The 23082-nt window shown below is 70.2% G+C and carries 21 protein-coding genes; 5 read left to right on the forward strand and 16 right to left on the reverse strand.

What is annotated here, in order from left to right; all coding sequences use genetic code 11:
• Positions 1-42: 42 nt before the first annotated feature.
• The 12 genes from AOP72_RS06070 to AOP72_RS06120 form a co-directional block, all read right to left on the reverse strand.
• Positions 43-567 (reverse strand): hypothetical protein, encoded by a 525-nt coding sequence (locus AOP72_RS06070; protein ID WP_062133773.1) that lies wholly within the window; start codon positions 565-567, stop codon positions 43-45.
• A 72-nt stretch (positions 568-639) separates the two neighbouring features.
• A complete protein-coding gene (locus tag AOP72_RS06075) occupies positions 640-2136 on the reverse strand; it encodes an alpha/beta hydrolase-fold protein (RefSeq protein WP_152650263.1) in 1497 nt (498 codons plus the stop codon).
• A gap of 170 nt (positions 2137-2306) precedes the next feature.
• A complete protein-coding gene (locus AOP72_RS06080) occupies positions 2307-2804 on the reverse strand; it encodes a flavodoxin domain-containing protein (protein WP_062133779.1) in 498 nt (165 codons plus the stop codon).
• Positions 2805-2902: 98 nt separating this feature from the next.
• On the reverse strand, positions 2903-6310 hold the full coding sequence (locus tag AOP72_RS06085) for a pyruvate carboxylase (RefSeq protein ID WP_062133782.1): 3408 nt from the start codon (positions 6308-6310) through the stop codon (positions 2903-2905).
• 86 nt (positions 6311-6396) lie between these two features.
• Entirely contained in the window at positions 6397-6972 is a 576-nt protein-coding gene (locus AOP72_RS06090) for a MerR family transcriptional regulator (RefSeq protein WP_062133785.1), read from the reverse strand.
• 103 nt (positions 6973-7075) lie between these two features.
• Positions 7076-7705, reverse strand: a complete 630-nt coding sequence (gene ftsR / locus AOP72_RS06095) for a transcriptional regulator FtsR (protein ID WP_238581622.1) — start codon at positions 7703-7705, stop codon at positions 7076-7078.
• A gap of 137 nt (positions 7706-7842) precedes the next feature.
• Positions 7843-8265, reverse strand: coding sequence for an FHA domain-containing protein (locus tag AOP72_RS06100; RefSeq protein WP_062133788.1), 423 nt, complete (start codon positions 8263-8265; stop codon positions 7843-7845).
• A gap of 31 nt (positions 8266-8296) precedes the next feature.
• On the reverse strand, positions 8297-8953 hold the full coding sequence (locus tag AOP72_RS06105) for a CDP-alcohol phosphatidyltransferase family protein (protein ID WP_193746366.1): 657 nt from the start codon (positions 8951-8953) through the stop codon (positions 8297-8299).
• Positions 8954-8963: 10 nt separating this feature from the next.
• Positions 8964-9116, reverse strand: a complete 153-nt coding sequence (locus AOP72_RS13540) for a hypothetical protein (protein WP_193746367.1) — start codon at positions 9114-9116, stop codon at positions 8964-8966.
• 72 nt (positions 9117-9188) lie between these two features.
• Positions 9189-9515, reverse strand: a complete 327-nt coding sequence (locus tag AOP72_RS06110; protein WP_062133790.1) for a hypothetical protein — start codon at positions 9513-9515, stop codon at positions 9189-9191.
• Positions 9516-9636: 121 nt separating this feature from the next.
• Positions 9637-11061, reverse strand: coding sequence for an RNB domain-containing ribonuclease (locus tag AOP72_RS06115; protein ID WP_062133791.1), 1425 nt, complete (start codon positions 11059-11061; stop codon positions 9637-9639).
• 23 nt (positions 11062-11084) lie between these two features.
• Complete coding sequence (locus tag AOP72_RS06120) at positions 11085-14516, reverse strand: proline dehydrogenase family protein (protein WP_062133798.1); 3432 nt, start codon at positions 14514-14516, stop codon at positions 11085-11087.
• Between the two features lie 82 nt (positions 14517-14598).
• Between AOP72_RS06120 and AOP72_RS06125 the strand changes: the two genes are divergently transcribed.
• Positions 14599-15486 carry a LysR family transcriptional regulator gene (locus tag AOP72_RS06125; protein WP_062133801.1) on the forward strand — a complete coding sequence of 296 codons (888 nt, stop codon included), beginning with the start codon at positions 14599-14601 and terminating at the stop codon, positions 15484-15486.
• Here the strand turns inward: AOP72_RS06125 and AOP72_RS06130 are convergent.
• Entirely contained in the window at positions 15443-16282 is an 840-nt protein-coding gene (locus tag AOP72_RS06130; RefSeq protein ID WP_084631380.1) for an EI24 domain-containing protein, read from the reverse strand. The two genes, AOP72_RS06125 and AOP72_RS06130, sit on opposite strands and share 44 nt — an antisense overlap.
• Before the next feature lie 79 nt (positions 16283-16361).
• Between AOP72_RS06130 and AOP72_RS06135 the strand changes: the two genes are divergently transcribed.
• A complete protein-coding gene (locus tag AOP72_RS06135; protein ID WP_062133809.1) occupies positions 16362-17822 on the forward strand; it encodes an amidohydrolase in 1461 nt (486 codons plus the stop codon).
• Positions 17823-17832: 10 nt separating this feature from the next.
• Here AOP72_RS06135 and AOP72_RS06140 read toward each other — a convergent pair whose 3' ends face one another.
• Positions 17833-18258, reverse strand: a complete 426-nt coding sequence (locus AOP72_RS06140; protein ID WP_062133811.1) for an OsmC family peroxiredoxin — start codon at positions 18256-18258, stop codon at positions 17833-17835.
• 95 nt (positions 18259-18353) lie between these two features.
• The gene (locus tag AOP72_RS06145) at positions 18354-19625 is read right to left on the reverse strand and encodes an MFS transporter (protein WP_084631383.1); all 1272 of its coding nucleotides are present in this window, start codon (positions 19623-19625) and stop codon (positions 18354-18356) included.
• A gap of 106 nt (positions 19626-19731) precedes the next feature.
• On the opposite strand from AOP72_RS06145, the gene AOP72_RS06150 reads away from it, so the two are divergent.
• Entirely contained in the window at positions 19732-20385 is a 654-nt protein-coding gene (locus AOP72_RS06150; protein ID WP_062133815.1) for an alpha/beta hydrolase, read from the forward strand.
• Between the two features lie 58 nt (positions 20386-20443).
• A complete protein-coding gene (locus AOP72_RS06155) occupies positions 20444-21238 on the forward strand; it encodes a hypothetical protein (protein WP_062133819.1) in 795 nt (264 codons plus the stop codon).
• Here AOP72_RS06155 and AOP72_RS06160 read toward each other — a convergent pair.
• Positions 21210-22109, reverse strand: coding sequence for a glycosyltransferase family 2 protein (locus tag AOP72_RS06160; RefSeq protein WP_062133822.1), 900 nt, complete (start codon positions 22107-22109; stop codon positions 21210-21212). The genes AOP72_RS06155 and AOP72_RS06160 overlap by 29 nt on opposite strands.
• Positions 22110-22173: 64 nt before the next feature.
• Between AOP72_RS06160 and AOP72_RS06165 the strand changes: the two genes are divergently transcribed.
• Complete coding sequence (locus AOP72_RS06165) at positions 22174-23064, forward strand: glycosyltransferase family 2 protein (protein ID WP_062133825.1); 891 nt, start codon at positions 22174-22176, stop codon at positions 23062-23064.
• The last annotated feature ends 18 nt before the right edge of the window (positions 23065-23082 follow it).

Genomic DNA, 23082 nt, shown 5'->3' on the forward strand with positions numbered 1-23082 from the left:
GTCGCGATAGAGCCGTAGCGCCGATAATGCACATTATGTCAATTAAACGTGTCCTGACGGTGCCCGAGACGCTGACAGCCCTTCCCTGACGTCCCGCACCAGCTGTGGAGTACGCCGATCGCCGACACCGCGCCACCACCGTCCCGGTCGGTACGCGAGGCGTGTCACGAAGTAATTCACGTACTCAGCAACGCCGAAGAGCCAGATGGCGATCGCCACGATGCCGCCCAGGACGGTGCCGGGCCACGTCGCGACGATCCCGGCCAGCGAGACCACCAGGAGGCCGACGTTCAGCGCACGCAGCGCCAGGAACAGCCACGCAATGCCCCCTGGCATGGAGCCCCGGCCCACCCAGCGCCGTGCCATCAGCCAGTAGGCCCCTGCCTGCAGCAGCACCGCAAGCAACGGCATGAGCGCCCACCAGACGGCTCCCCGCGCGCCCAGTGCGTCCCAGACGCCGTCAAGGCTGAAGGCCGCGACGAACGCGAACACGCAGGCGGCCAGCCATTCGCCCCACCCGAGGCTCGAGTAGCGTCGTCGCAGGTAGTCGCGACGCTCTGGCTCCATGGTGTGAGCCTAACGCTGGGACGTCATTGACCCGGGGAGGCACGGCGCACCTCCTCGGCTCGCCCCGTCGGCCTACACTCCCCTGCGGACCGCTCCGATCGCCGCGCCCGCGAGTGCCACTCCCAAGACCAGTACGGCGATCCATCCCCACTGTCTCTCGGGCACCGGTGCGGGATCGCCGAAGGCGGCGCCGCGGACGTAGTCGTCCAGCTGCTGACGCCACACGTCCCACGTGTGACCGCCGTCCACATCGTGCGTCGTCACTGGCAGACCGAGGTCCGCATACAGCGCCGCGCGCTCCTGAGACCGCTGCCCGATCCCCTGCAGCGCGTCGTGGACGCCGGTGCCCAGATGGATCGCGCGAGCCCTGGACATGCGTGTGAGCTGCTCGTCCGACGGAGCGGCCACGGAGTCCGCACCCATATCTGCGGCGGCCGACCACAGGCCGTAGCTCGCGAACAGGTCGGGATGTTCGGCGAGCAGATTCAGACCGAGCGCGCCGCCCATCGACAACCCGCCGAAAGACCGCTCCTCCCGAAGGGCGCCGGCGTGGAACTCTCGCTCGACGAACGGGAGCACGCTGTCCCGGAGCTCGTCAGCGTAGGCCGAGAAGAACGCGGGTTCGCCCATCTGCGCAGGCGTGAGGTCCTCGAACAGGGTGGTGATGACCACGGCGGGCGGCATCGCTCCGTCGGCGATCGCGTGATCGAGGATCGCCGACGCCGCACCTTGAGAGAACCACGACGTCTCGTTGTCGTACGCGCCGTGGGACAGCACCAACAGCGGATACGGCGCGCCCCGCTCAGGATCCCACCCGGGCGGGAGGTACACGCCGAGCGGGTGCTCGCCGCCCGGCAACGAGGACTGAGCGGAGGGGTACGTCACGTGACGCACCTCCCCCGTCGGCTCCCCGTCTCGGGGCGGGGCCACGTGTGAGGGGTCGTACGTGGAGAATTCGGGATGCTCCGGCACGTACACCTGGCTGAGCGTTTGGGCGGACGCCTGTGGCTCATCGGCGAAGACGGGCGGATTGGCAGGGTCGAAGGCGGCCCCGCAGAGCAGTGCGGCCTCGCACTCCCCCGTGATGAATCCATAGCTGTGAACCCCCGCAGGCAGCGCCATGGTGATCTCCCACACGCCATCCGCGCCTTGCTCGAGAGACGCGGGCTGCTGCGTCACCAGCGCATGGGGGACGTCGCCCGCCCGCCACTCGTGCCCGGTGCGGGCATCGTGAGACATGTCAGGGCCGATGCGGGACGGATCGGTGAAGTACAGGTCGCCCACGAGCGCCACCGCGGTCGCACCAGGCGCGTCGTAGCGGAACGTCACCTCGTATCCGGACGGCCCCTCTCCCGTCTCGCGGAGGGTCGGACCGAGAGCGGTCGCGCGCGGCGGCTCGACACCGGCGGCACCAGGGCTGACGGAGGTAGGGATGACGGCCGATGCGCAGGCGAGCACCGCGATCGCGGCCACGGCGACAGCCACCACCCGGGTACGCCCACGACGGAGACGCACCATGGGCGCCAGGTCGCGTACCGCATCACGGTCGCGGGGTGGGCGTCGTGACACGATCGGGCTCCCTCGTCCTCAGCCGACCGCCTGCCGGTCGGAGGACGATTCAACCAAATCGACGGGGTGCGTCGGACACGCATCGCACGACTTGTCGCGTGTGGTGCACGAATCGTTTCGCACGGGGTGGAGTCGCCTCGCGTGACGCGGTGTCGGCGAGCCGAGAAGGCTCAGACCGCGGCGACTGTCCGAAGTTCGGCGCCGACGCGCTGCGCCCAGTCGCGGATCTCCTCGAAGTCGCGGAAATCGCCCTTGGGCGGGTTGAGGGCGCGGATGATGGCCTTCTCCCCCACGTTCAGGCGGTCCCACTGCAGGCAGCCGGGGAACCTGACGTGCTGCCTCGCCGCGACGTCGCGCGCGAGCGCCTCCGCCTCGTCGAGCGGCTGCCCCGGGCGCACGATGGGCTCCATGCCCACGGAGAACATGTAGACCTCGCGCTCGTGCAGGTCGATCACGTGGTCGCGGATCAGCTCTGCGGCGTCACGACGCCACAGACCGCCGTACACGGCGCTGCCGACCACGATCGCGTCGTAGAAGTGCACGCCCAGCACGTCGCAGGCGTCCTGGAAGTCCACCTCGAAACCGAGCGCGATGAGTTCATCGGCGATGGCACGGCCCACCTCGCGGGTGGACCCGTACTTGGAACCGGTGGTGACGAGAACCTTCATGACGACCTCCTGACTGGGTGCTACCAGTCTGAGCCCGCGCATCGGCCCTCGATAGGGACCTATGTCCCCAGGCACCACCGCCGGGGCGGCCCGCGAGGCTACTCCACGACGAGGATGAGGTCTCCGCCGCTGAGGGTCTCGTTGCCGTCGAGCACGATGCGCTTCACGGTGCCGGCCACCGGCGTGGTGATCGCGGACTCCATCTTCATCGCCTCGATCAGCGCGACCGTCTGACCGGCCGACACCTGATCGCCCTCGTCCACCGTGACCGCGACGGCGCCCGAGAACGGCGAACCGATCTCGCCGGGCTTCGACACGTCTGCCTTCTCGCGCTGGACCACGTCGACGGACGCGGCCTCGTCACGCACCTGCACGGGACGGATCGACCCGTTGTAGTTGAAGATCGCGGTGCGCTCGCCGTGGTCGTCCGGCTCACCGATGGCCTCGAGAGAGACGATCATGCGGACGCCCTTGTCGAGCTCCACATTGACCTCCTCGCCACTGCCGACGGTGAGTCCGTACAGATAGTGGAAGGTGTCGATCACCGAGATGTCGCCGTACTTGTCGACGGCGACATCGAAGTCGTCGGCGGGCCCGGGGAACAGCAGGTGGTTGAGCTTGCGTCGTCGCACCTGACCCGACTGTGCGAGCGCCTCGCGGTCCTCGTCGGACAGCGGAGCCAGCTCGCGCGAGCTGGAGCGGCCTTCGAGCGCCTTGGTGCGGAACGGCTCCGGCCACCCGCCCGGCGGGTCGCCCAGCTCACCCTGCAGGAAGCCGATGACGGAGTCCGGCAGGTCGTACTTATCGGGGTTCTGCTCGAAGTCGGCAGGATCGGCGCCCTTGGCCACCAGGTGAAGGGCGAGGTCGCCCACGACCTTCGACGTGGGCGTCACCTTCACCAGTCGGCCCAGAATGCGGTCCGCCGCGGCGTAGGTGTCCTCGATCTGCTCGAAGCGGTCGGCGAGGCCCAGCGAGATCGCCTGCTGGCGCAGGTTCGACAGCTGACCGCCGGGGATCTCGTGACGGTACACGCGGCCCGTCGGCCCCGGCAGTCCGGACTCGAACGGCGCGTACAGCTTGCGCACGGCCTCCCAGTACGGCTCGAGGTCCTGCGCGGCGGCGAGCGAGATGCCCGTGTCCCGCGAGGTGTGCTCGAGAGCGGCGACCAGGGCGCTCATGGGTGGCTGAGACGTGGTGCCTGCCATGGCGGCGCTGGCGACGTCGACGGCGTCCACGCCTGCCTCGGCGGCTGCCAGCAGCGTGCCGATCTGTCCGCCCGCGGTGTCGTGGGTGTGCAGGTGCACGGGCAGGTCGAACCGCTCGCGCAGGGCGGACACCAGCGTGTAGGCCGCGGCAGGACGCAGCAGACCAGCCATGTCCTTCAGGGCGAGGACGTGTGCGCCGGCCTCGACGAGCTGGTCGGCCAGCTTCAGGTAGTAGTCGAGCGTGTACAGATCCTCGTCAGGAGAGATCATGTTGCCCGTGTAGCAGAGCGTGGCCTCGGCGACAGACGCACCGGTGGCGCGGACCGCCTCGATCGCCGGCCGCATCTGCTCGACGTCGTTGAGCGCGTCGAAGATGCGGAAGATGTCGATGCCGGTCTCCGTGGCCTCCTCGACGAAGGCCTGAGCGACCTCGTCGGGATACGGGGTGTACCCGACGGTGTTGCGTCCGCGCAGCAGCATCTGCAGCGCGACGTTCGGCACCTCTTCGCGGAGGTTCGCCAGCCGCAGCCACGGGTCCTCCGACAGGAACCGCATCGCCACGTCGTACGTGGCGCCACCCCAGCACTCGATCGAGAGCAGCTCGGGCGTCATGCGCGACACGTGGCCGGCCGACTTCAGCAGGTCGTACGTGCGGACGCGGGTCGCCAGCAGCGACTGATGGGCATCGCGCATGGTGGTGTCGGTCAGCTTGAGCTGCTTGGCGTCGCGGAGCGCACGGGCGAAGTCCTCCGGCCCGAGCTCCAGCAGCTGCTGGCGCGTGCCAGCAGGCGGCTCGGCGTCCAGGTCGATGGTGGGCAGCTTCACGGCCGGGTGCAACGCCGTGTCTGCGGGCTCGCCGTTCGGACGATTGACGGTCTGGTAGCCCAGGAAGCTGAGCAGCTTGGTCGAGCGCTCCTGGCTCTCGGGCACCTCGAGCAGCTGAGGGCGTTCGTCGATGAATGAGGTGGTCACTCCCCCGGCGCGGAAGTCCGGGTCGTCGATGACCGCGCGCAGGAACCGGATGTTCGAGGTCACACCGCGAATGCGGAACTCGGCGAGTGCACGAGACGCTCGGCGCGTGGCCGTCTCGAAGTCGTGGCCGCGGCACGTGAGCTTCACGAGCATCGAGTCGAAGTGACCCGTGACGGTGTTGCCTGCCATGCCGGTCGCACCGTCAAGACGCACGCCAGCGCCGCCCGGCGAGCGATAGGCCACGATGCGGCCGGTGTCGGGCAGGAAGCCGTTGGTGGGGTCCTCGGTGGTGATGCGCGTCTGCACGGCGAAGCCGTTGGTGCGCACGTTCTCCTGGCGGATCCCGATCTGCTCCAGGGACTCCCCGGCCGCAATGCGCATCTGTGCGCTCACGATGTCGAGGTCGGTGACCTCTTCTGTCACCGTGTGCTCGACCTGGATGCGCGGGTTCATCTCGATGAACACGTGCTGACCGGCGCGCTCGCCCTCGGTCTCGAGCAGGAACTCGACGGTGCCGGCGTTGACGTAGCCCAGCGACTCCGCGAACTTCACCGCATCGGCGCACAGCGCTTCACGGACCTGGGGATCGAGGTTGGGGGCCGGGGCGATCTCCACGACCTTCTGGTGCCGGCGCTGCACGGAGCAGTCACGCTCGTACAGGTGAACGATGTTGCCCTCGTTGTCTGCGAGGATCTGCACCTCGATGTGACGGGGGCCCAGCACCGCCTGCTCGAGGAACACCGTGGGGTCGCCGAAGGCGTTGTCGGCCTCGCGCATCGCGGCCGCCAGCGCGTCGGGCAGCCCCTCGCGCTTGTCGACGCGACGCATGCCGCGACCTCCACCGCCCGCGACGGCCTTGACGAAGATCGGGAAGCCGATCTCATCTGCGGCCGCGATCAGCTCGTCCTTGTCCTTCGAGGGCTCGGAGGAGTTGAGCACAGGAACGCCAGCGGCCTTGGCGGCCTTGAGCGCCGCGACCTTGTCTCCCGCCTGCGCGAGCACCTCTGGCGGCGGGCCGATGAAGGTCACGCCCTCCTGCTCGCAGCGGCGTGCCAGCTCGACGTTCTCGGACAGGAAGCCGTAGCCCGGGTAGATCGCGTCAGCACCCGAGTGCTTCGCGACCTTGATCATCTCGTCGATGTCCAGGTACGCCTTGACCGGGTGTCCCTCGTCACCGATCTCGTACGATTCGTCCGCTTTGACGCGGTGCTCGGACATCCGGTCTTCGTGCGGGAACACCGCGACGGTCTTAGCGCCCAGTTCATAGGCGGCGCGGAAGGCGCGGACAGCGATCTCTGCCCGGTTGGCGACGAGGACCTTGGAAAACATTGACTTCCCTTCGACGGTGGCTTTATCTTGCCAGGTTTGCGGGTGCGCGTCAGCAAGGCCGCTGGAGCGGCAGGAGGCGCGGCTGGTCAGCTCGCTGTCGAGCGCTTCGCGCGGCGGTCGGCGAGATCGTCGACCTGGGTGGTGGCCGATGCGGGAGCGTCGCCCCGGTCCGCGGGAAGAGACGAGAGTGATCCTTCGAGCTCGCGCCAGACCTTGCCCAGGGCGATGCCGAAGACTCCCTGGCCACCCTGGACGAGGTCGATGACCTCGTCGTCGGACGTGCATTCGTACACTGAGGCGCCGTCGGACATCAACGTGATGCGGGACAGATCCTCGACGCCCCGCTCGCGGAGAGTGCCCACCGCAGAACGGATCTGCTGGAGAGAGACTCCCGAGTCGAGCAGGCGCTTGACCACGCGGAGCACCAGGATGTCCCGGAATCCGTAGAGGCGTTGAGTGCCGGAACCCGTGGCGGCCTTCACGCTGGGCTCGACGAGCCCCGTGCGGGCCCAGTAGTCCAGCTGCCGGTAGGTGATGCCTGCGGCCTTGCAGGCCGTGGGGCCGCGATAGCCGGTGTTCTCGTCGAGGTGCGCGAGGCCGTCGTCAAACAGGATGCCCTGGTCGGACACTGAGGTCAGCCCTGGACCATCCTGCTCTGACATCGCTTCTCCTTGTGTGTGAACCCTCGCCACCACGGTAGAGCGGCGGCCCTCGCCGGTCAACGACATCGCCGTCGCGCCGGTGGCGTGTCGCCCCTGTCCTGGTCTATCGGTCGATCTGCTCGTGCACACAAGCGCTGAACACCGCGACCGCGGCGTCGGCACGGGCGCTGACGAGCGCATCGGCCGTGGCATCGTCTCCTCTGCCGCGCGCCGGCGCCGACGCGGACGCCACGAGCTCCGCCTCCCGGCCGGCGGCACGCACGAGGGCCTTGAGCGATCGGGCATCCCCGCCGGCGGCGAGATATGCGCCGCCCGCGACCACCAGCGGCACGCACGCGCGTTCGAACCGGCCAGGAACGCGCCGCTCCACCACATCCTCGGCCTCGAGCACGGCGATGACGGACTCCGGGACGCCGGCGGCCTGCGCCAGTTCTCCCGGAGTGAGGTAATGGGCCGTGTCCTCGACGGCGTGCGGCATGACAGCAAGATGCATGCGACCGGAGTCGAGCGCCGCGAGGCTGTCCGCGATCACGCTGAGCGGACGGAAGTGGTCGCGCTGCTCGCGAAGGACGAACCTCAAGCGTTCGATGTCCGCCGGAGAGTACTGGCGGTACCCGGAGGCCGTCCGGTGCGGGGACACGAGACCGTTGCTGTCGAGGAAGCGCAGCTTGGACGGCGTCAGGGCGGGGAATTCGTTCCCGAGCTGCTGGAGCACGTCACTCACGCGGAGCATGGGCTCCCTGGAGAGAGCGTGCGGCCAGTGCCCGCCCACGAGGCGGGGTGCCGACTCGTCAGTCTGCTGAGCGCGATCGGCAAGGTGCGCTGAGCCGCTGGACGCGGCGTCCACGGCCCTGAGCGCGGTCATTGGTGTCAGCTGGCCGTTCCGGGGTAGAAGCTCATGCGGTACTTGCCGATCTGGACCTCGTCGCCGTCGTGCAGCTCGACCTCGGTCACCGGCTCACGGTTCACGTACGTGCCGTTGAGCGAGCCGGAATCCTTCACGAAGAACTTCTTGCCGTCGCGGATGAACTGCACGTGCTCACGGCTCACCGTGACGTCGTCGAGGAAGATGTCCCCGGAGACCGAGCGCCCTGCAGTCGTGACGTCCACGTCCAGGAGGAAGCGAGCTCCCTGGTTGGGGCCGTGGTGCACGATCAGGAGCGCGCAGTCCTCATCAAGCGCATCCACCGCGGTCTGGTCCTGCGGCGAGAGGCGGTGAGGAGCGTGCTCATCCACCGGCATCTGAGCGTCGAGCGACATCGTGCGCTCGACGGGGCTTTCGTCGTACGTCATGACGCCACCTTTCTCACGTTGACCGTCCCCATCATCCTAGGTGCTCTTGGCCGGTGCGGGCGGACGCGCCGATCTCACCGGCGCGTGATCGTTGCGCCACGTCCCGGACGTAGGCGATCCCCGATATCCAGTAGAGGCCTGCCGCGGCGCACGCGCCGGTGATCGCGGCGACATGCACGCCGTCCCACCGGTCGTGCGCAAGGAACGCGAGCGGCAGGAACACGTAGAGCGCTGCGGTCGCCGCCTTGCCGGTGAACGTCACCTGAGGAGTGGACACGTGGTGAGTGCGCCCCACCAGGATGACCGTCGCCACCATCGCGTCACGGGCGAGCAGCACCGCCACGAGCCACCACGGCACCGCACCGCGCAGGGCGAGCGCGATGACCACGACGATGGTCAGCAGCCTGTCGGCCGCGGGATCGAGAAGTCGACCCAGCACTGTGACCTGCTGCCATCGGCGCGCGAGAAATCCGTCGAGGAAGTCACTGACGCCCGCGGCGACGAGCGCACCCACAGCCCACAGGTCGTAGCCCACCACCAGGAGCCATCCAAAAACTCCGATGAGTCCGATGCGCACCATCGAGATGACGTTCGGCACCGTCCACACCGCGCTGCTCACTCTGACGGGGAGGTCTCGCGCGGTCGCCTCCGTCGGCGTCATGCTTTCGAGATCGCGCGGCTCCTCCACGCCCGGGAGTCTACTTGGACTCGTCCTCCGCCGCGATGACCTTGTCGACCGTCTCGGTCGCGATGCGTGTCGCCTCATCGTCAGAGGCACCTCGCGCGAGCTCGCGAGCACGGATCTGTTCGAACCGGTAGTGACGGGTCTCCGTGGACTTCTGATCCGACATGTGCGTCTCCTTTCAGGACGGCAGGTAGGGCCTGCACCTCCAGCCTAGGACGCGGGACTCGCCTCTGCGAGGTCAGCGTTCGAGCGCTTGCTCGAGTTCAGCCTTGGTCATGCTCGAGCGGCCCTTCACGCCCTTGCGCTTGGCCTCCGCGTACAACTGATCGCGGGTGCGGCCCCGCTCACCGGAATGCGAACGAAGGCCGCCCCGCCTCCCGCTCGAGATGTCGTCGGTCGAAGTGGTCGACGACTGCTCAGACTCCCCCGCACGTGCCCGCTCCTTGTTCACGGTTCGCGCGGCGATTTCCTCGGCCTCATCCGTGGACTTGCCTGAGTCGATCTGGGACTCCTTGATCTTGACGTACTGACGTTCGCGCTTGTCGCTCCACGCTCGGGGGGTCATGGCGCTGCCTCCTCGTGATCGGTGCCGACCGTCGTTGTCCGGACGTGTGCGTCAACCGAGATGCCGATGGCGATGTTCCGTGGATGCGTCGACGTTCTCCCGCAAGAGCAGGCGCGCGAGGTCAGATCGTGGCGAACTGCGGCGGCAGGGGTGGCTCGGCCCTCACCAGGCGCACCGGCTGCAGCGCCCCAGGCCGGACGTCGCCCTCGCATCGGGCGACCACCGGCGGGTCGACGAGCTGGACGGTCCTGTCGTCGAGCCCCACACCCTCGAACTCGTCACCCACCCGGTTGCGCAGCACCGCCGACTCGACGGCGTCGATGCACCGCCGTTCCACGTCGCCCGCGCGCCTGCTGCCGGCGGCCGTGTCGTCCGCCGCAGCTGCCAGGCCTGCCCGCGCCCATGCCGGCACCGCGCGTCCGCGTGCCGATGCGAGGGCGGCCTCGGCGGCGTACCGGTCCACGAGCCTGCGCAGGGGCGCGGTCACGTGGGAATACGGGGCTCCCAGCGCGCCATGCTGGAGCGGATCCGGCAGCGCGGCGCCGTCCGCTGCAAGGTCGAACGGCATCCAGCTCGCTCCCCTGAAGAGTGCCGTGGCCGCGTCGAGGAAGGCCGCAGTCGCAGGCGCGTCGTAGTCGAGCGACTCCAGCACGTCGGCGTAGGTCTGATCGGCGGTCCACGCGACGCCCAGGGCCCGAGCCTGAGCGCGGAGGCGGGTGATCGCGCCGTCATCGGCCACCGGCATGGTGCGAAGAACTCCCGCCCCACCCGCGATCATGAGTGACGCGCCCGCCATTCCAGTCGCGAGGGAGATCTGCGCGTTGTCATCCTCGAGGGGACGACCGGCCTCGAGCCGCAGCACGAAGCGGTCGCCGAGTGCCTCCACTTCCTGAGAAGGCTTGGGGAGGGTGACGCCGCCTTGGGAGCGCACCATGCCTCGGCGCGCCCGCCCCACCTCAGCGAAGTGCTCGACCAGGGCGCGTGACTCGTCGTCCGTGGGGCGCACGAGGTCGCGGTATGCGTACTGCCGCTGTGATCGCACCCAGGCACGCTCGAGCGAGACGCGGTCGATTGAGCCATCCGCCAGGACGTCGAAGGTCCAGACGACGGCCTTGGTGCGTTGACCGGGCAGCAGCGAGGCGTGCGCCTCCGACATCTCACGGGGGTGCAGGCCCACGCGGGCGTCGGGACAGTAGACCGTGACGCCGCGCGCGTGCGCCAACCGATCGAGGGCTCCCCCTGGAATCACATGTGCACCGACATCCGCGATCGCGTATCGCACGCGATGCCCCGCGCGAAGCCTCTCGAGGTGCACCGCCTGATCGAGGTCTCGCGCACCGGAGGGATCGACCGTGACGAAGGGCACCTCCGTGGCATCGGCCCGCCCGTCCGCCACGTGGGGTGGGTCGGCCTCCGCCGCGCTGTCGAGGGCCTCTCGCCGCGCCTCCTCCGGCGTGGCGGCATCGACCCCGGCCTCCGCGCGGATCGCATCGAACAAGGGAATGAGTCGCGCGGCGCCAACGCCGAGCCTCGTGACGGTCCGCATGGGACCACCCTACGGACGCATCGTCACGCGTCCCTGGTCCGAACGCCCCGCCGAAGGTCGTGGGCGATCCGCTCCGCTGGCGTGAACGGCGTGCCATAGCGGTGGGTGGTGAGCGACACCGCCTGCTCACGCAGGAAGGGCACGAGCTCGAGCGCGGGCGCGCCGGTCACGGCGCCGTCGAACACCGCGATGTCCGCGTGGCCGTGCCACGCCGCATCGACCGCGCCCACCATGCGCACGCGCGCCGCACCGCCGTGCCGCAGGCCCGCGATGGCGGTCGCGCTCGACTCATGGCGCACTGGCACGGCCGCGGCGTCGAGCGCCTCGGCCAGCTGTCGGGGCAGCGGTTCCGCCGTGCTGACGACGCCGTGCCCTCCAGCCCGGATCATCGCGGCGCAGACCCGGACGAGGTCGTCGACAGACTCGCCGTCCCACCGCACCACCGCGGAGGTCGGTACGTATCGGAGCACGTTCGCCTCGCACGCGAGGCCCGTCGGATCATGGCCAACGCCGTACTCCAGCATCCATGCGCGCTCGTCTGCGAGGGCGGCCGCCCGCACCCACGCGTGCTCGGCGGCTCGGATGACCGCCTCGACGCGAGGCTCAAGGTCTCCCCCAGCTCCGTCGTGAAGGGCTCCGTCGTCAGCCGGAAGGTCGGCGCGGGCCCATCCGGTGAGCGTGCCCACGTAGTGGGGACCGCCCGCCTTCACGGTGGGGCCCACCACCGAGCGCTTCCAGCCGCCGAAGGGCTGACGCTGAACGATCGCGCCGGTGGTGCCCTTGTTGACGTAGAGGTTGCCCGCCTCGACGCTGTCGACCCACTGCCGAATCTCGTCCTCGTCGAGAGTGTGGATCCCCGACGTAAGCCCGTAGTCAACCGCGTTCACCAGAGCGATCGCGTGGTCGAGGTCGCGCGCGCGCATGATCCCCAGCACCGGGCCGAAGCACTCGATGCGGTGGAGGAAGGCCCCCGGCTCCACCCAGCCTCGTACCGCGGGCGTCCACAGCCCGTCGGCCAGCCGGCGGGGTTCGACCCACCACGTCTCGTCGCCGTCGAGGCGCGTCAGTCCCCTCTCGAGCTTGCCGGTGGGCTCGGCGATCACGGGCCCCATCTGGGTTCCGGGGTCCGTGGCGTCGCCGACGCGCAGCGACGTGACCGCGTCGCGGAGCTGCCGGTGGAACCGTGGGGACTCGGCGACCGATCCCACGAGCACCGCGATGGAGGCCGCGGAGCACTTCTGGCCGGCGTGTCCGAACGCCGATGCCACGAGGTCGCGGACCGCGAGGTCCATATCCGCGCTGGGGGTGATGATCATCGCGTTCTTCCCTGACGTCTCCGCATGGAGGTGGAGATCGGGCCGCGCGTCGAGGAACCCTTGCGCCGTGTCGAAGGCGCCCGTGAGGATGACCTGATCCACCCGTGGGTCGCCGATCAGGGCGTGTCCCAGTCGTCGAGGATCGATGTCGACGAGGCGGACGAGGTCTGACGGGACTCCCGCCCCGCGCAGCACGTCGACGAGCACGGCGCTGCATCGGCGCGCCTCCTCGGCGGGCTTCAGGATGACCGCTGAACCCGCCGCGAGGGCCGCCAGAGTCGAGCCCGCAGGGATCGCGACAGGGAAGTTCCATGGCGGCGTCACGACGGTCAGCGCCCGGGGCATCGGGACGGCGCCGTCCACATTGTGGAGCCCGCGAGCACTCTGCGCGTAGTAGCGGGCGAAGTCGATGGCCTCCGACACCTCGGGGTCGGCCTGGTCGAGGGTCTTGCCAGCCTCCGAAGCCATCACCTCCACGAGCTCATCGCGTCCGCGTTCGAGCGCGTCGGCGATGTGGTCGAGAAGGCGCCCGCGGTCGGCGCCGGAGGTGCGTCCCCACCGCTCTCCGCCCGCGTGGACCTCGCCGATGACGGTGGCGAGCGCATCGCCGTCATCGATGCGAGCGGCGGCGATCGCCTCGACCCCCGCCGAGCTCGAGGCGGCCCGCTCCAGGGTCGTGGTCCCCTGGCGACGGACTGCCTCGACCGCGGGATCGGCGTCGGGCGCGTTGTGGAAGCCGACCTGGCGTGCGGGAACGGGCCCACCCGCGCGATGCGATGGCGACGGCGCGGTCTGAGCCGCGAGCTCGCAGGCCGCGCGGAAGGCGCGTTCCTCACGGTCGAAGTCGGCCGGGGACGATGCAAGCGTGGGAAGCCGAGACAGGAAGTTCTGCGGGTTGGCGACCTCCTCGAGCCGCCGCACCAGGTAGGCCAGCGCCACATCGAAGTCTGCGGGATCGACCACGGGCGTATAGAGCCGCAGGCGCCCCACGTCGCGAGCGACGGCGGTGGCGACCGGTTCGCCCATGCCGAGCAGCATCTCGAACTGCACGGCGTCGGCGACGCCGCGCTGGGTGGCCTTGTCCCACGCGTGGGCCACATCGAAGAGGTTGTGACCGGCGACGCCCACGAGCAGGCTGCTGGTCGACTCCGGGGTGAGGGCGGCGTCGATCATCCGCTTGTAGTGGGCGTCGCTCTCGACCTTGCTCGACCACGGCGCCAGCGGCCATCCGCGCACCTCGGACTCCACCCGCTCCATCGAGAGGTTCGCGCCCTTGACGATGCGGACTCGCAGCACTGCTCCCCCAGCCGTGACCCGCTCTTGCGCCAGTCGCTGGACGCGCTCCAGTGCGGCAGTCGACTCTGGCAGATATGCCTGCAGCACGATGCCGGCGGACAGATCACGCAGGCGGTCGTCCCGCATGAGCCGCTCGAACACGGCGAGAGTGACCTCGAGGTCGCGATACTCCTCCATGTCCAGGTTCACGAAGGTGCCGCCTGCGTCGCGAGCCGCCTCGTACAGCGGGAACAGCGCCCCGGTGATCTCCTCCACGGCGCCGTCCACGTCCCACGGCGAGTGCGGAGCGGTCGCAGCCGAGACCTTGATCGAGACGTAGTCCACATCGGGGTGCTCGATGAGCGCGCGTGTGCGGTCGATGCGACGCTCGGCCTCGCCGCGCCCCAGCACCGCCTCTCCCAACAGGTTGACGTTCAGCTCCGCTCCCCCGGCGCGCAGAGCACGCAGCGCGGTGGAGAGTCGGCGGGGGCGCGAGTCGACCACGAGGTGCGCCACGAGGGCCCGGACGAAGCGCCGGGCGACCCTCACCGTGGTCCGCGGTGCCACCCGAGACGCGGCCGCTCCGGCCCGCGACAGCCACACCAAGGGTGCCGGGAGGTGCCCGGGCGCGTCGGCAGAGGCGCGCCGCAGGGCTGCGGCGGCGACGCGGGGGTCCTCCGGCCGCACGAGGCCGTCGACCACCTCGGTCAGGTACCGCAACCCGCCGTCCGATCTCAGGGCGTGGCCCATGATGCGTGCGCCGAGCGTGGGCCGAGTCGACGTGGACGCGGCCAGCCACTGCTGCACCTGGTGGACGGCACGATCGGCGTCGTGGTGGACGGAGGTAGCGGCGGGGACGGCCATGGCCTCAGTGTGCGGCCCCTCAACACTTGAGGTCTATCCAATGTCTCTGGAGAACATTGTGAAGGTGTGCTGAACTATAGCCATGCTCAACATCCACCGGCTTCGCACGCTTCGCGAGTTCGCCATTCGTGGGACGGTCGCGGGTGCCGCTGACAGTCTCGGCTACACCGCATCGGCCGTGTCGCAGCAGCTCTCGGCGCTCGAGGCGGAGACCGGGGTGCGGCTGCTGCGCAAGTCAGGACGCCGGCTCGTCCTCACGACCGCGGGCGAACGGCTGGTCGCGGCAGCCGACACGGTGCTGGACGCGGTCGAGGCCGCAGAGTCGGACCTGCGCGCCACCCATGATGAGCCGGCAGGCGTGGTGAGGCTGGCACTCTTCCAGTCGGCGGCGCTGTCGCTCTTGCCGAGCGCCCTGTCGCTCCTGCGCCGCTCAGCTCCGCGCGTGCGTCTCCAAGTCACGCAGAGCGAGCCTGCCCAGGCCCTCGAGGACACGTGGGCACGCGACTACGACGTGGTCGTCGCAGAGGAGTACCCGCACCATTCCGCGCCCCACTACCCCGGCCTGCGAAGGGAGACGCTGGTCGAGGACGAGATCTCGGTGGCGTCGCGGACCCCCACGGTGACCTTGACCGACCACCAGCACAGCGCCTGGGTCATGGAGCCGCGCGGAACCGCGTCGCGACACTACGCGGAGCAGACGTGCCGTCGCGCCGGGTTCGAGCCCGACGTGCGCTACGAGACTGCGGACCTCCAGGCGCATATTGCGTTGGTCGCCGCGGGCGAGGCGGTCTCGTTGCTCCCCGGACTGATGTGGATGACGGCCCCGACGGATCTCCCCCGCAGTCCGCTGCCGGGTCAGCCGCTGCGGACCGTCTTTGCGGCGCTCCGCGCGACCACGTCCGTGGACCCCGCAGTCACCGCCGTGCTCACGGCTCTTCGACGCTCTGCCGCACCGTTGGGTCGGGTGTAGCCCCGGCGGTCGCTGGCCGGGACGGACCGCTGGCGTCGTTGACGAGCAGAGTCGCACCGGCCACTGCGGCAGGCATGAAGAGCGCCGCGCCCAGGGGAACGAGGAACAGCACGAAGACGGCGGCTCCGAAGCCGCCGACGCGCGCACGATGACGCCTCAGCACCGACCGTCGCTGGGCCAGCGAGACATGGCCCCGCCGAGCAAGCGGATACGCCGTGAGCTCGAGCGCAAGGAACCAGCCGCCGATCGTCGCGCCGGCGATGAACGCCACCGGCCCACCGACCACCGGCACGAGCCCGATCAGGAACAGCCCCACGGCGAAGGGAAGGGTGAGGAGAGCGAGCCTCACGCCTTCGCTCACGCTGCGCAGCAGAGCCCTCGCCCACTGCTCGTCCGGCTCGGCCCCGGTGAAGCCCTGCTGTGCATCGACCGCGCGGCCGATCCTCTCGAAGAACGGCTGTCCGATGGTCAGGGTGACGGCCGTGAACGCGTACACCGCGACCAGGACTGTCGCAGCCACCACGGCGAGGCCCGCGATGATCTGCACGGCCGACTGCGCCCACCCGTCCTCCGAGACCACGAGGCCGGCGATCGCCCGTGACCAGTCCGCGACGCGGGTGGCGACCACGAAGACTGATGCACCGAAGATCACCGTCGTGATCGCCCCAGGCAGCAGCCCCCATGCCATGAGAGCGGGGGACGTGCCCCACGTCCGGAGACCTCGCCAGGCGGTGGTGGCGCCGAGCATGGCTTCACGCGCGGAGCGGATGGCTCCGGAAGGTGGTCGCGTGGCCATGTGGCGATGGTAGTCGTCTCGCCGTGGCTATCCTGGCCCCGTCCCCGAGCCCTCCGACGCCTCTTGGCGGTGCCCCCTCATGACCGACCTTCTCCTGCGCAATGCACGCCTGCTCGGGGGCGATGCTCCCGTCGACATTGCCGTTCACGATGGCCGGGTGGCCAGGATCGCTCCGGCGACCGGCGCCGGACCGGCTGGTCCCGCTGCCGAGGTCCTCGACCTCGAGGGCCGGTGGGTCACACCCGGTCTGTGGGATCACCATGTGCACTTCACGCAGTGGGCCATTGTGCGGCGCAGGCTCGATCTCTCGGGCGCGCGCAGCGCGGCCGCCGCCGGGCAGATCATCGCCGCACGCATGGTCGCCGAGATCGAGATGCACGAGCCGATCATCGGCTACGGGTACCGCGACGCGATGTGGGAGGACGAGGCGACGGCCGAGGTGCTCGACGAGGTCGCTCCACACCGGCCGGTGGTGGTGCTGTCGGGAGATATGCACGCGTGTTGGGTGAACACCGCGGCGCGGGACCGCTACGGACTTCCCGACGCCGGGGTGCTGCGCGAGGACGATGCGTTCGCCTTGCAGATGCGACTCGAGAAGGCGGCCCCTGGCGACGAGGACCTCGCGATCTCGGAGGCGGCCGTCGCGGCCGCATCTCGTGGCGTCGTCGGGATCGTCGACCTCGAGATGGCGCACAACCTTGCGGGATGGACTGAGCGCATGACCCGTGGCCTGCACGCGTTGCGCGTGCACTCAGGCTTCTACCCCGCCGAGTTGGATGAGCGCCTCGAGGCCGGATGGCGCACCGGAGATGAGGTCCCCGGCACCGCAGGCCTGCTGACCATCGGGCCGCTCAAGATCATCACCGACGGATCCCTCAACACGCGCACCGCCTACTGCCACGAGCCCTACCCGGGGCGCGACACCCGCGGCGTCCTCACGGTCTCTCCCGAGGAGTCGGAGGCGTTGCTGACCCGGACCGTCGCACACGGGTACACCGCGGCCGTCCACGCGATCGGGGATGCCGCCGTGACCCATGCGCTCGACGCTTTCGAGCGCACCGGCGCACAGGGGACCATCGAGCACGCTCAGCTGGTGCGCACCGAGGATCTCTCCCGGTTCGGCGCCCTGGGGATCGCCGCGTCGGTGCAGCCCGAACACCTTTGGGACGATCGCGACCCCACGGAGCGCATCTGGCCCGACCGCGCCGACCGCGCGTTCCCGCTCGGGGCGCTCCGAGACGCAGGCGCTCGGCTTCTTCTCGGTTCGGATGCTCCCGTCTCGCCCCTCGACCCGTGGCGCGCGATCGCCGCTGCGGTGCACCGCAGTGCTGACGAGCGTGCGCCGTGGCACCCCGAGCACTCCCTCACGCGTGAGCAGGCGCTGATCGCTTCGGCGGGCACCTTGCACGTCGAGGAGGGCGGCCCCGCCGACATGGTGGTGCTCGAGGCGGACCCGCTTCATTGCGTCAACTCCGCGCTGGTGCGCATGCCCGTCGCCGCGACGCTCGTGGCAGGTCGATTCACGCATCGCACGCTCTGACGCGCAGGCGCTAGAGCAGCGTCGCGCTCTCCAGGGCGACGTGAGTCCCGGCCAATGCCTGAGACACGGGGCAGTTCTCCTTGGCGTCCTCCGCGAACTCGCTGAACCGCATCTGGTCGATGCCGGGCACCGTCGCGGTCACGGTGAGGACCGATGACGTGATGCCTTCACCGGGGACGAACGTCACCTCGGCGCTGGTCTCGATCTGCTCCGGCGGCGTGCCTGCCTCACTGAGCGCGTGCGACAGCGCCATCGAGTAGCACGAGGCGTGGGCCGCGGCGATCAGCTCCTCGGGGGTGGTGGTCGATTCAGAGCCTTCCGCGCGGGCCTTCCAGTCGACCGCGAGAGACGCGACCCCCGTGGCGAGAGTCGTGGTTCCTGCGCCCTCTGCGAGGGATCCATGCCAAACCGTCGAAGCCTTGCTGTGCACTGCCATGTCGCTGCCCTTCGTGTGGTGACGGACGCGGTCCGCGCCCGCACAGTCAGTCAAGCACGGCCCACCGCGACACGCCCGACAGGTGCCGTGCGGGTCTACCGCGACGCTGACGAGGAGAAGGCCGTCTCCTGCGCATCGGGCACGTCGCGCCCGTCTGCCGAGGAGGCGCCACCGTCGCCGCGGGTCGCGGCCCATCCCAGCGCAGCGCACACGACGCCGGGGACGCACAGCACGAGGCCCAGCCAGGTGGGCGCGAGGTAGCCCCACCCGGCCGCGATGACGATCCCGCCCAGGAATGCGCCGAGCGCATTGCCGATGTTGAGCGCGGAGTGGTTGAGCGCCGCGGCCATGGTCTGGCTGTCCCCGGCCACGTCCATGAGCCGGGTCTGAATGGCAGGCGACAGTGCCGCAGCCGCTCCGCCCACGAGGAACAGGCCGATCAGCAGGCCGGGGACCGAGCCTGCCCCCGCGATGAGCACCACCAGCGCGACGACAAACACACCGAAGAGCTGGAAGACCGCGCGGAGGGCGCCCCGATCCGCCAGTCGGCCGCCGACGAAGTTGCCTGCGGTCATGCCCAGTCCGAGCACCACCAGGGCGACCGGCACCAGAGACTCGGTGGCTCCCGTGACCTCGGTCGCGAGCGGCGACACATAGCTGTAGACCGCGAAGAAGCCTCCGAAGCCGAGAGCCCCGGTCAGCAGCGCGAACCACACCGCGGGGCGCCCGAAAGCCCGGAGCTCGCGGCCCATCGTGGCGCCAGGGTCCCCGGGAGCGCGTGGGACGAATGCGAGGATGGCGGCGGTGCTGAGTGCGAACAGGCCCGCGACGGTCATGTATGCGATGCGCCACCCCGCCTGCTGCCCCAGGAAGGTGATCGCGGGCACGCCGACCACATTGGCGATCGTCAGCCCCGCCAGGACGAACGCGACCGCCTGGCCTCGCCTGCCCGGCCCCATGAGGCGTGCCGCGACGAGCGCCGCGATGCCGAAGTACGCGCCGTGGGGAAGGCCCGCCAGGAACCGCGCGGCCACGACCGTCTCGAACGTGGGGGCGAGGGCTGACGCGACCGTGCCCAGGGTGAAGGCCGCCGCAAGCACTGTCAGCACGGTCTTGCGCGGGTAGCGGGCCGCGATTGCCGCGATCGTGGGTGCACCAGCGACCACGCCGGCGGCGTAGGCGGTGACGATCCAGCCGGCACGCGCGATCGCCTCTTCCGGGCTCGCCTCCCACAACGCCGGCACCAGGTCGCGCGCCATGTCCGGCAACAGCCCCATGGCGACGAACTCCGTCGTGCCGATGCCGAAGCCGCCGAGGGCGAGCGCGAAGAGGGCGAGCCGCGTGCGGGCAGGCGTCAGGGAGGTCATGTCGGTGGCCGATCGGTGGCGGGTCAAGGGGGCGCGCTCACCTGTGAGCATGCCCAGCCTAGGTCCGCAGGCGCCCGGCGCAGAACCCGGCCGGGATACTGGGGGCATGGACATCACTGCCTTCACCCGCTCCCCCGACTGGGACGATGCGCGCCCGCCCACCGGCCCCGTCGTGGTGCTGCTGCATGGCTATGGCTCGCACGAGGGCGACCTGGCTGGTCTGGCACCGTGGCTCCCGGCCGGCATGCCGTGGATCTCGCTTCGTGCGCCGATTCCCATGCCGGGTGCCGGCTTTGCGTGGTTTCCCCTCACCCTCCCCGACACCCCTCCCCCGGCGCCGATCGCGGCGGCGACCGCCGCGCTCTGGGAGTGGATCGACACCCACCTGGGCGCCGAGACCGCGCTCATTCCGATGGGCTTCTCTCAAGGCGGGCTGATGGCGCTGCAGCTGCTGCGCACGCGCCCCGAGCGCATCGCGGCGACCGTGGTCCTGGCCGGATTCGTCACGGACGCGCCGCAGCCGCCCGATGCGCTCCTCAGCGAGCAGCGTCCACGCGTGTTCTGGGGTCGGGGCGGCGCCGACCCGGTGATCCCGAGTGACGCGGTGACGCACACCGCTGAGTTCCTGCCCCGCCACAGCACGTTGACGGAGCGGGTCTATTCCGGGCTCGGCCACGCGGTGGACCATCGCGTGCTCGACGACGTGCGGAGCTTCCTCGATGCTTCGACGGCATCGCGCGGTGCTGGCCAGGCGGGATAGCGGCATCGCTGGCTAGAGTGACCACAGGCCGTCGGTCACGGCCACCTCAGGGAGCGTCATGGACAGCACGGTGCGCACGACGGTGCAGGAGCGGATCGCCGTCTCCGCGGTCAGCGCGGCCGTGTTCATCGCCGTCTACACGTGGGCAGTGACGACGGCCGCCGGTCAGGAGTTCGACGGCTCGACCCTGGCGCTGGGCGCCGAGCTGCGCGAACGGTGGAGCGAGCCGACCCTGGCCCGCGCCGCCGACCTCGCCCCGTGGGCCATCGTGGTGCCGACGGGTCTCCTGCTCGCGGTGCACGCCCTGCGTGGACGCTGGAAGCAGGCCATGATCGCAGGCGCGCTCCCCGTGATCGCGTACGTGATCGCGACGGCGCTGCATGACGCCCTGCTGCCGCGCCCGTACCTCGGGGACTTCGGCTATGACATCAACACCCTCCCCAGCGAACGGCTTGCGGTCGCGGTCGCCTGCTGCTGCGTGCTGGTGTGGCTCTCGCCTCGACTCGTGCCCCGCGCCGTGCTGGTGCCGGTGCTGGCGGTCGCTGCCGGTGCGGTGGGCGCCCTCGAGGTCGCGGCCTTCTCGTCACGGTTCGCCGATGTGGTCGCCTGTGCTCCCCTGGTCGGGATATTGGCGGCGTGGTGGCTTCCTTTCGGCGCGCCACGGTCACGGTCCCTGGTCGCGATCGGAGCTAGCGTCGCCGCCATCATGGGTGCCGTCGGTGTGGTGTTGATGATCGGTTGGGCAGGCGCGGGATACCACCCAGGCGCCATGACCCCGGGGCTCATCGGCACCGGCCTGTGCGTCGCGGCGGGCGTCACCGCCCTCAGTCTCGCGCTGAGGCGCCAGGTCTGAACCGTCTCGCAACCGCATCGGCCGGTGCGGCGGGCGCGAATGACGCGGCCCACGCCACCTCCCGTGCGGCTCTCCACGGGTGTCCTCCTCGCAGCGCCGCCCGTGCGACGCGCCCGGCGCTCCACCACGCGAACCTGTCGTTGGCGCGCAGGCTCACGGCGTAGTCATCCGCGCGGTGCGGGTCGTCGTCGCGACGCGCCGTGACCACCTGGCGGATCGCCACCGCAAGCGCGCGGTGACGCCGCGTCACGTTGGCGTCGTGCGTGCGGTAGTCGCTGATGGCCCCTGGCGCATACGCGAGGGGGCCGATGCGCGTGAGCTTCAGCACCAGGTCGAGGTCCTCGGCGAGCGTCAGCTGCTCGTCGAACCCGCCCACGGCCTCGAACGCCTCGCGTCGGACCACCAGGTTGGGAAGCATCACGGTCACGCGCCGCGCCACGATGTCCGCAGGCGTGGCCCGGTACTGGTCGGGCTCGCCCATCACGCGGCCGGCGGCGTCGATCGTCCGCAGGTCGCCGTAACTCGCGGGTGCGTGCTCGTCACGCGCCAACGCGTCGACCTGGAGCGCGATCCGGTGGGGATCCCAGCGATCGTCGTCATCGAGGAATGCCAGGATGTCGCCGCGCGCACGCCGGACGCCAGCATTGCGCGCTGACGCCGCCCCGGAGGACGGCACCCGCACGACCGTCACGTCGGGATGCGCGGAGGTGACGCGCGCGAGAGCGGCCGGGTCGGGGGAACCGTCGTCGACCACCAGGATCTCGATGAGAGGGTGAGTCTGCGACTCCACGGAGCGCAGCGCCTCGTCGAGGAAGGGGCTCGCGCGGTTGGTCGCGACGATGCACGACACCAAGGGCGCAGCATCAGCCATAGGCACACCGTAGTGCGGGGGTGGGGCCAGCGGTAGCATCACGCCAGGAAGATGAGGTGAGGGCATGGATCCACGCGAATCCCCAGTGCCGCTGTCCATCGTCATCCCCTGCTTCAACAGTGCGCACACGCTCCCTCGCCAGCTCGGCGCGCTCGCGGCACAGGAGTGGGACGGTGCGTGGGAGGTCGTCGTCGCGGACAATGGCTCCACCGACGCCACCGCTGCCGTCGCGGCCTCCTGGAGCGATCGCCTGCCGCGGGTCACCGTCGTGGATGCCTCGGCGAGGCGTGGTGCGGCTCACGCCCGCAACATCGGCGCACGTCACGCCAGCTTCTCTCATGTGGTGTGGATCGACGCGGACGATGCGGTGGAGTCGGGGTTCCTCGAGGCGATGGCCCGCGCGCTCGCGCAGGCCGACTTCTGTTGCGGCACCTGGGACGCCCCACACGACGGCGCGCGGCTCGAGGCACTGCCGGACTCCTCAGAGAAGGGATGGCGCGCCGTCGTCGCCGACCGCGGCTTCATGGACGCCGTGGGCGCGTGCAACGGGATCGGGGTCAGCATCAGCGCTCTCGAGGCAGCGGGAGGCTTTCCCGAGGATATGACCTGGGGCTCGGAGGACACCGTGTTCTGCTGGTCGATGCAGCTCGCGGGATATCCACTGGTGCGCGTCGCCAGCGCGCGGGTCGCCGTGCACCCGCGGGACAGCGCCTCCGAGGTGTGGCGTCAGCAGGTCAACTGGGGCATCGGGGCCGTCGACGCCTACCGGCGCTTCCGGGCGCACGGCGCGCCACGCTCCAGCACCATCGGCGCGCTCGTCCGCTGGTGCGTGCTGATCGCCGTCGTTCCGGTCGTGGCACTGGTGCCGCGATGGCGATACGGGTGGTGGGGCACTGTCGCACGCCGATGGGGACGGATGCGGGGTTCGCTCCGGTTCCGCACCCTCTACCTGTGAGGGGAGGTGCACCACTAC

Source organism: Demequina aestuarii, from assembly GCF_000975095.1.
Classification (GTDB): Bacteria; Actinomycetota; Actinomycetes; order Actinomycetales; family Demequinaceae; genus Demequina; species Demequina aestuarii.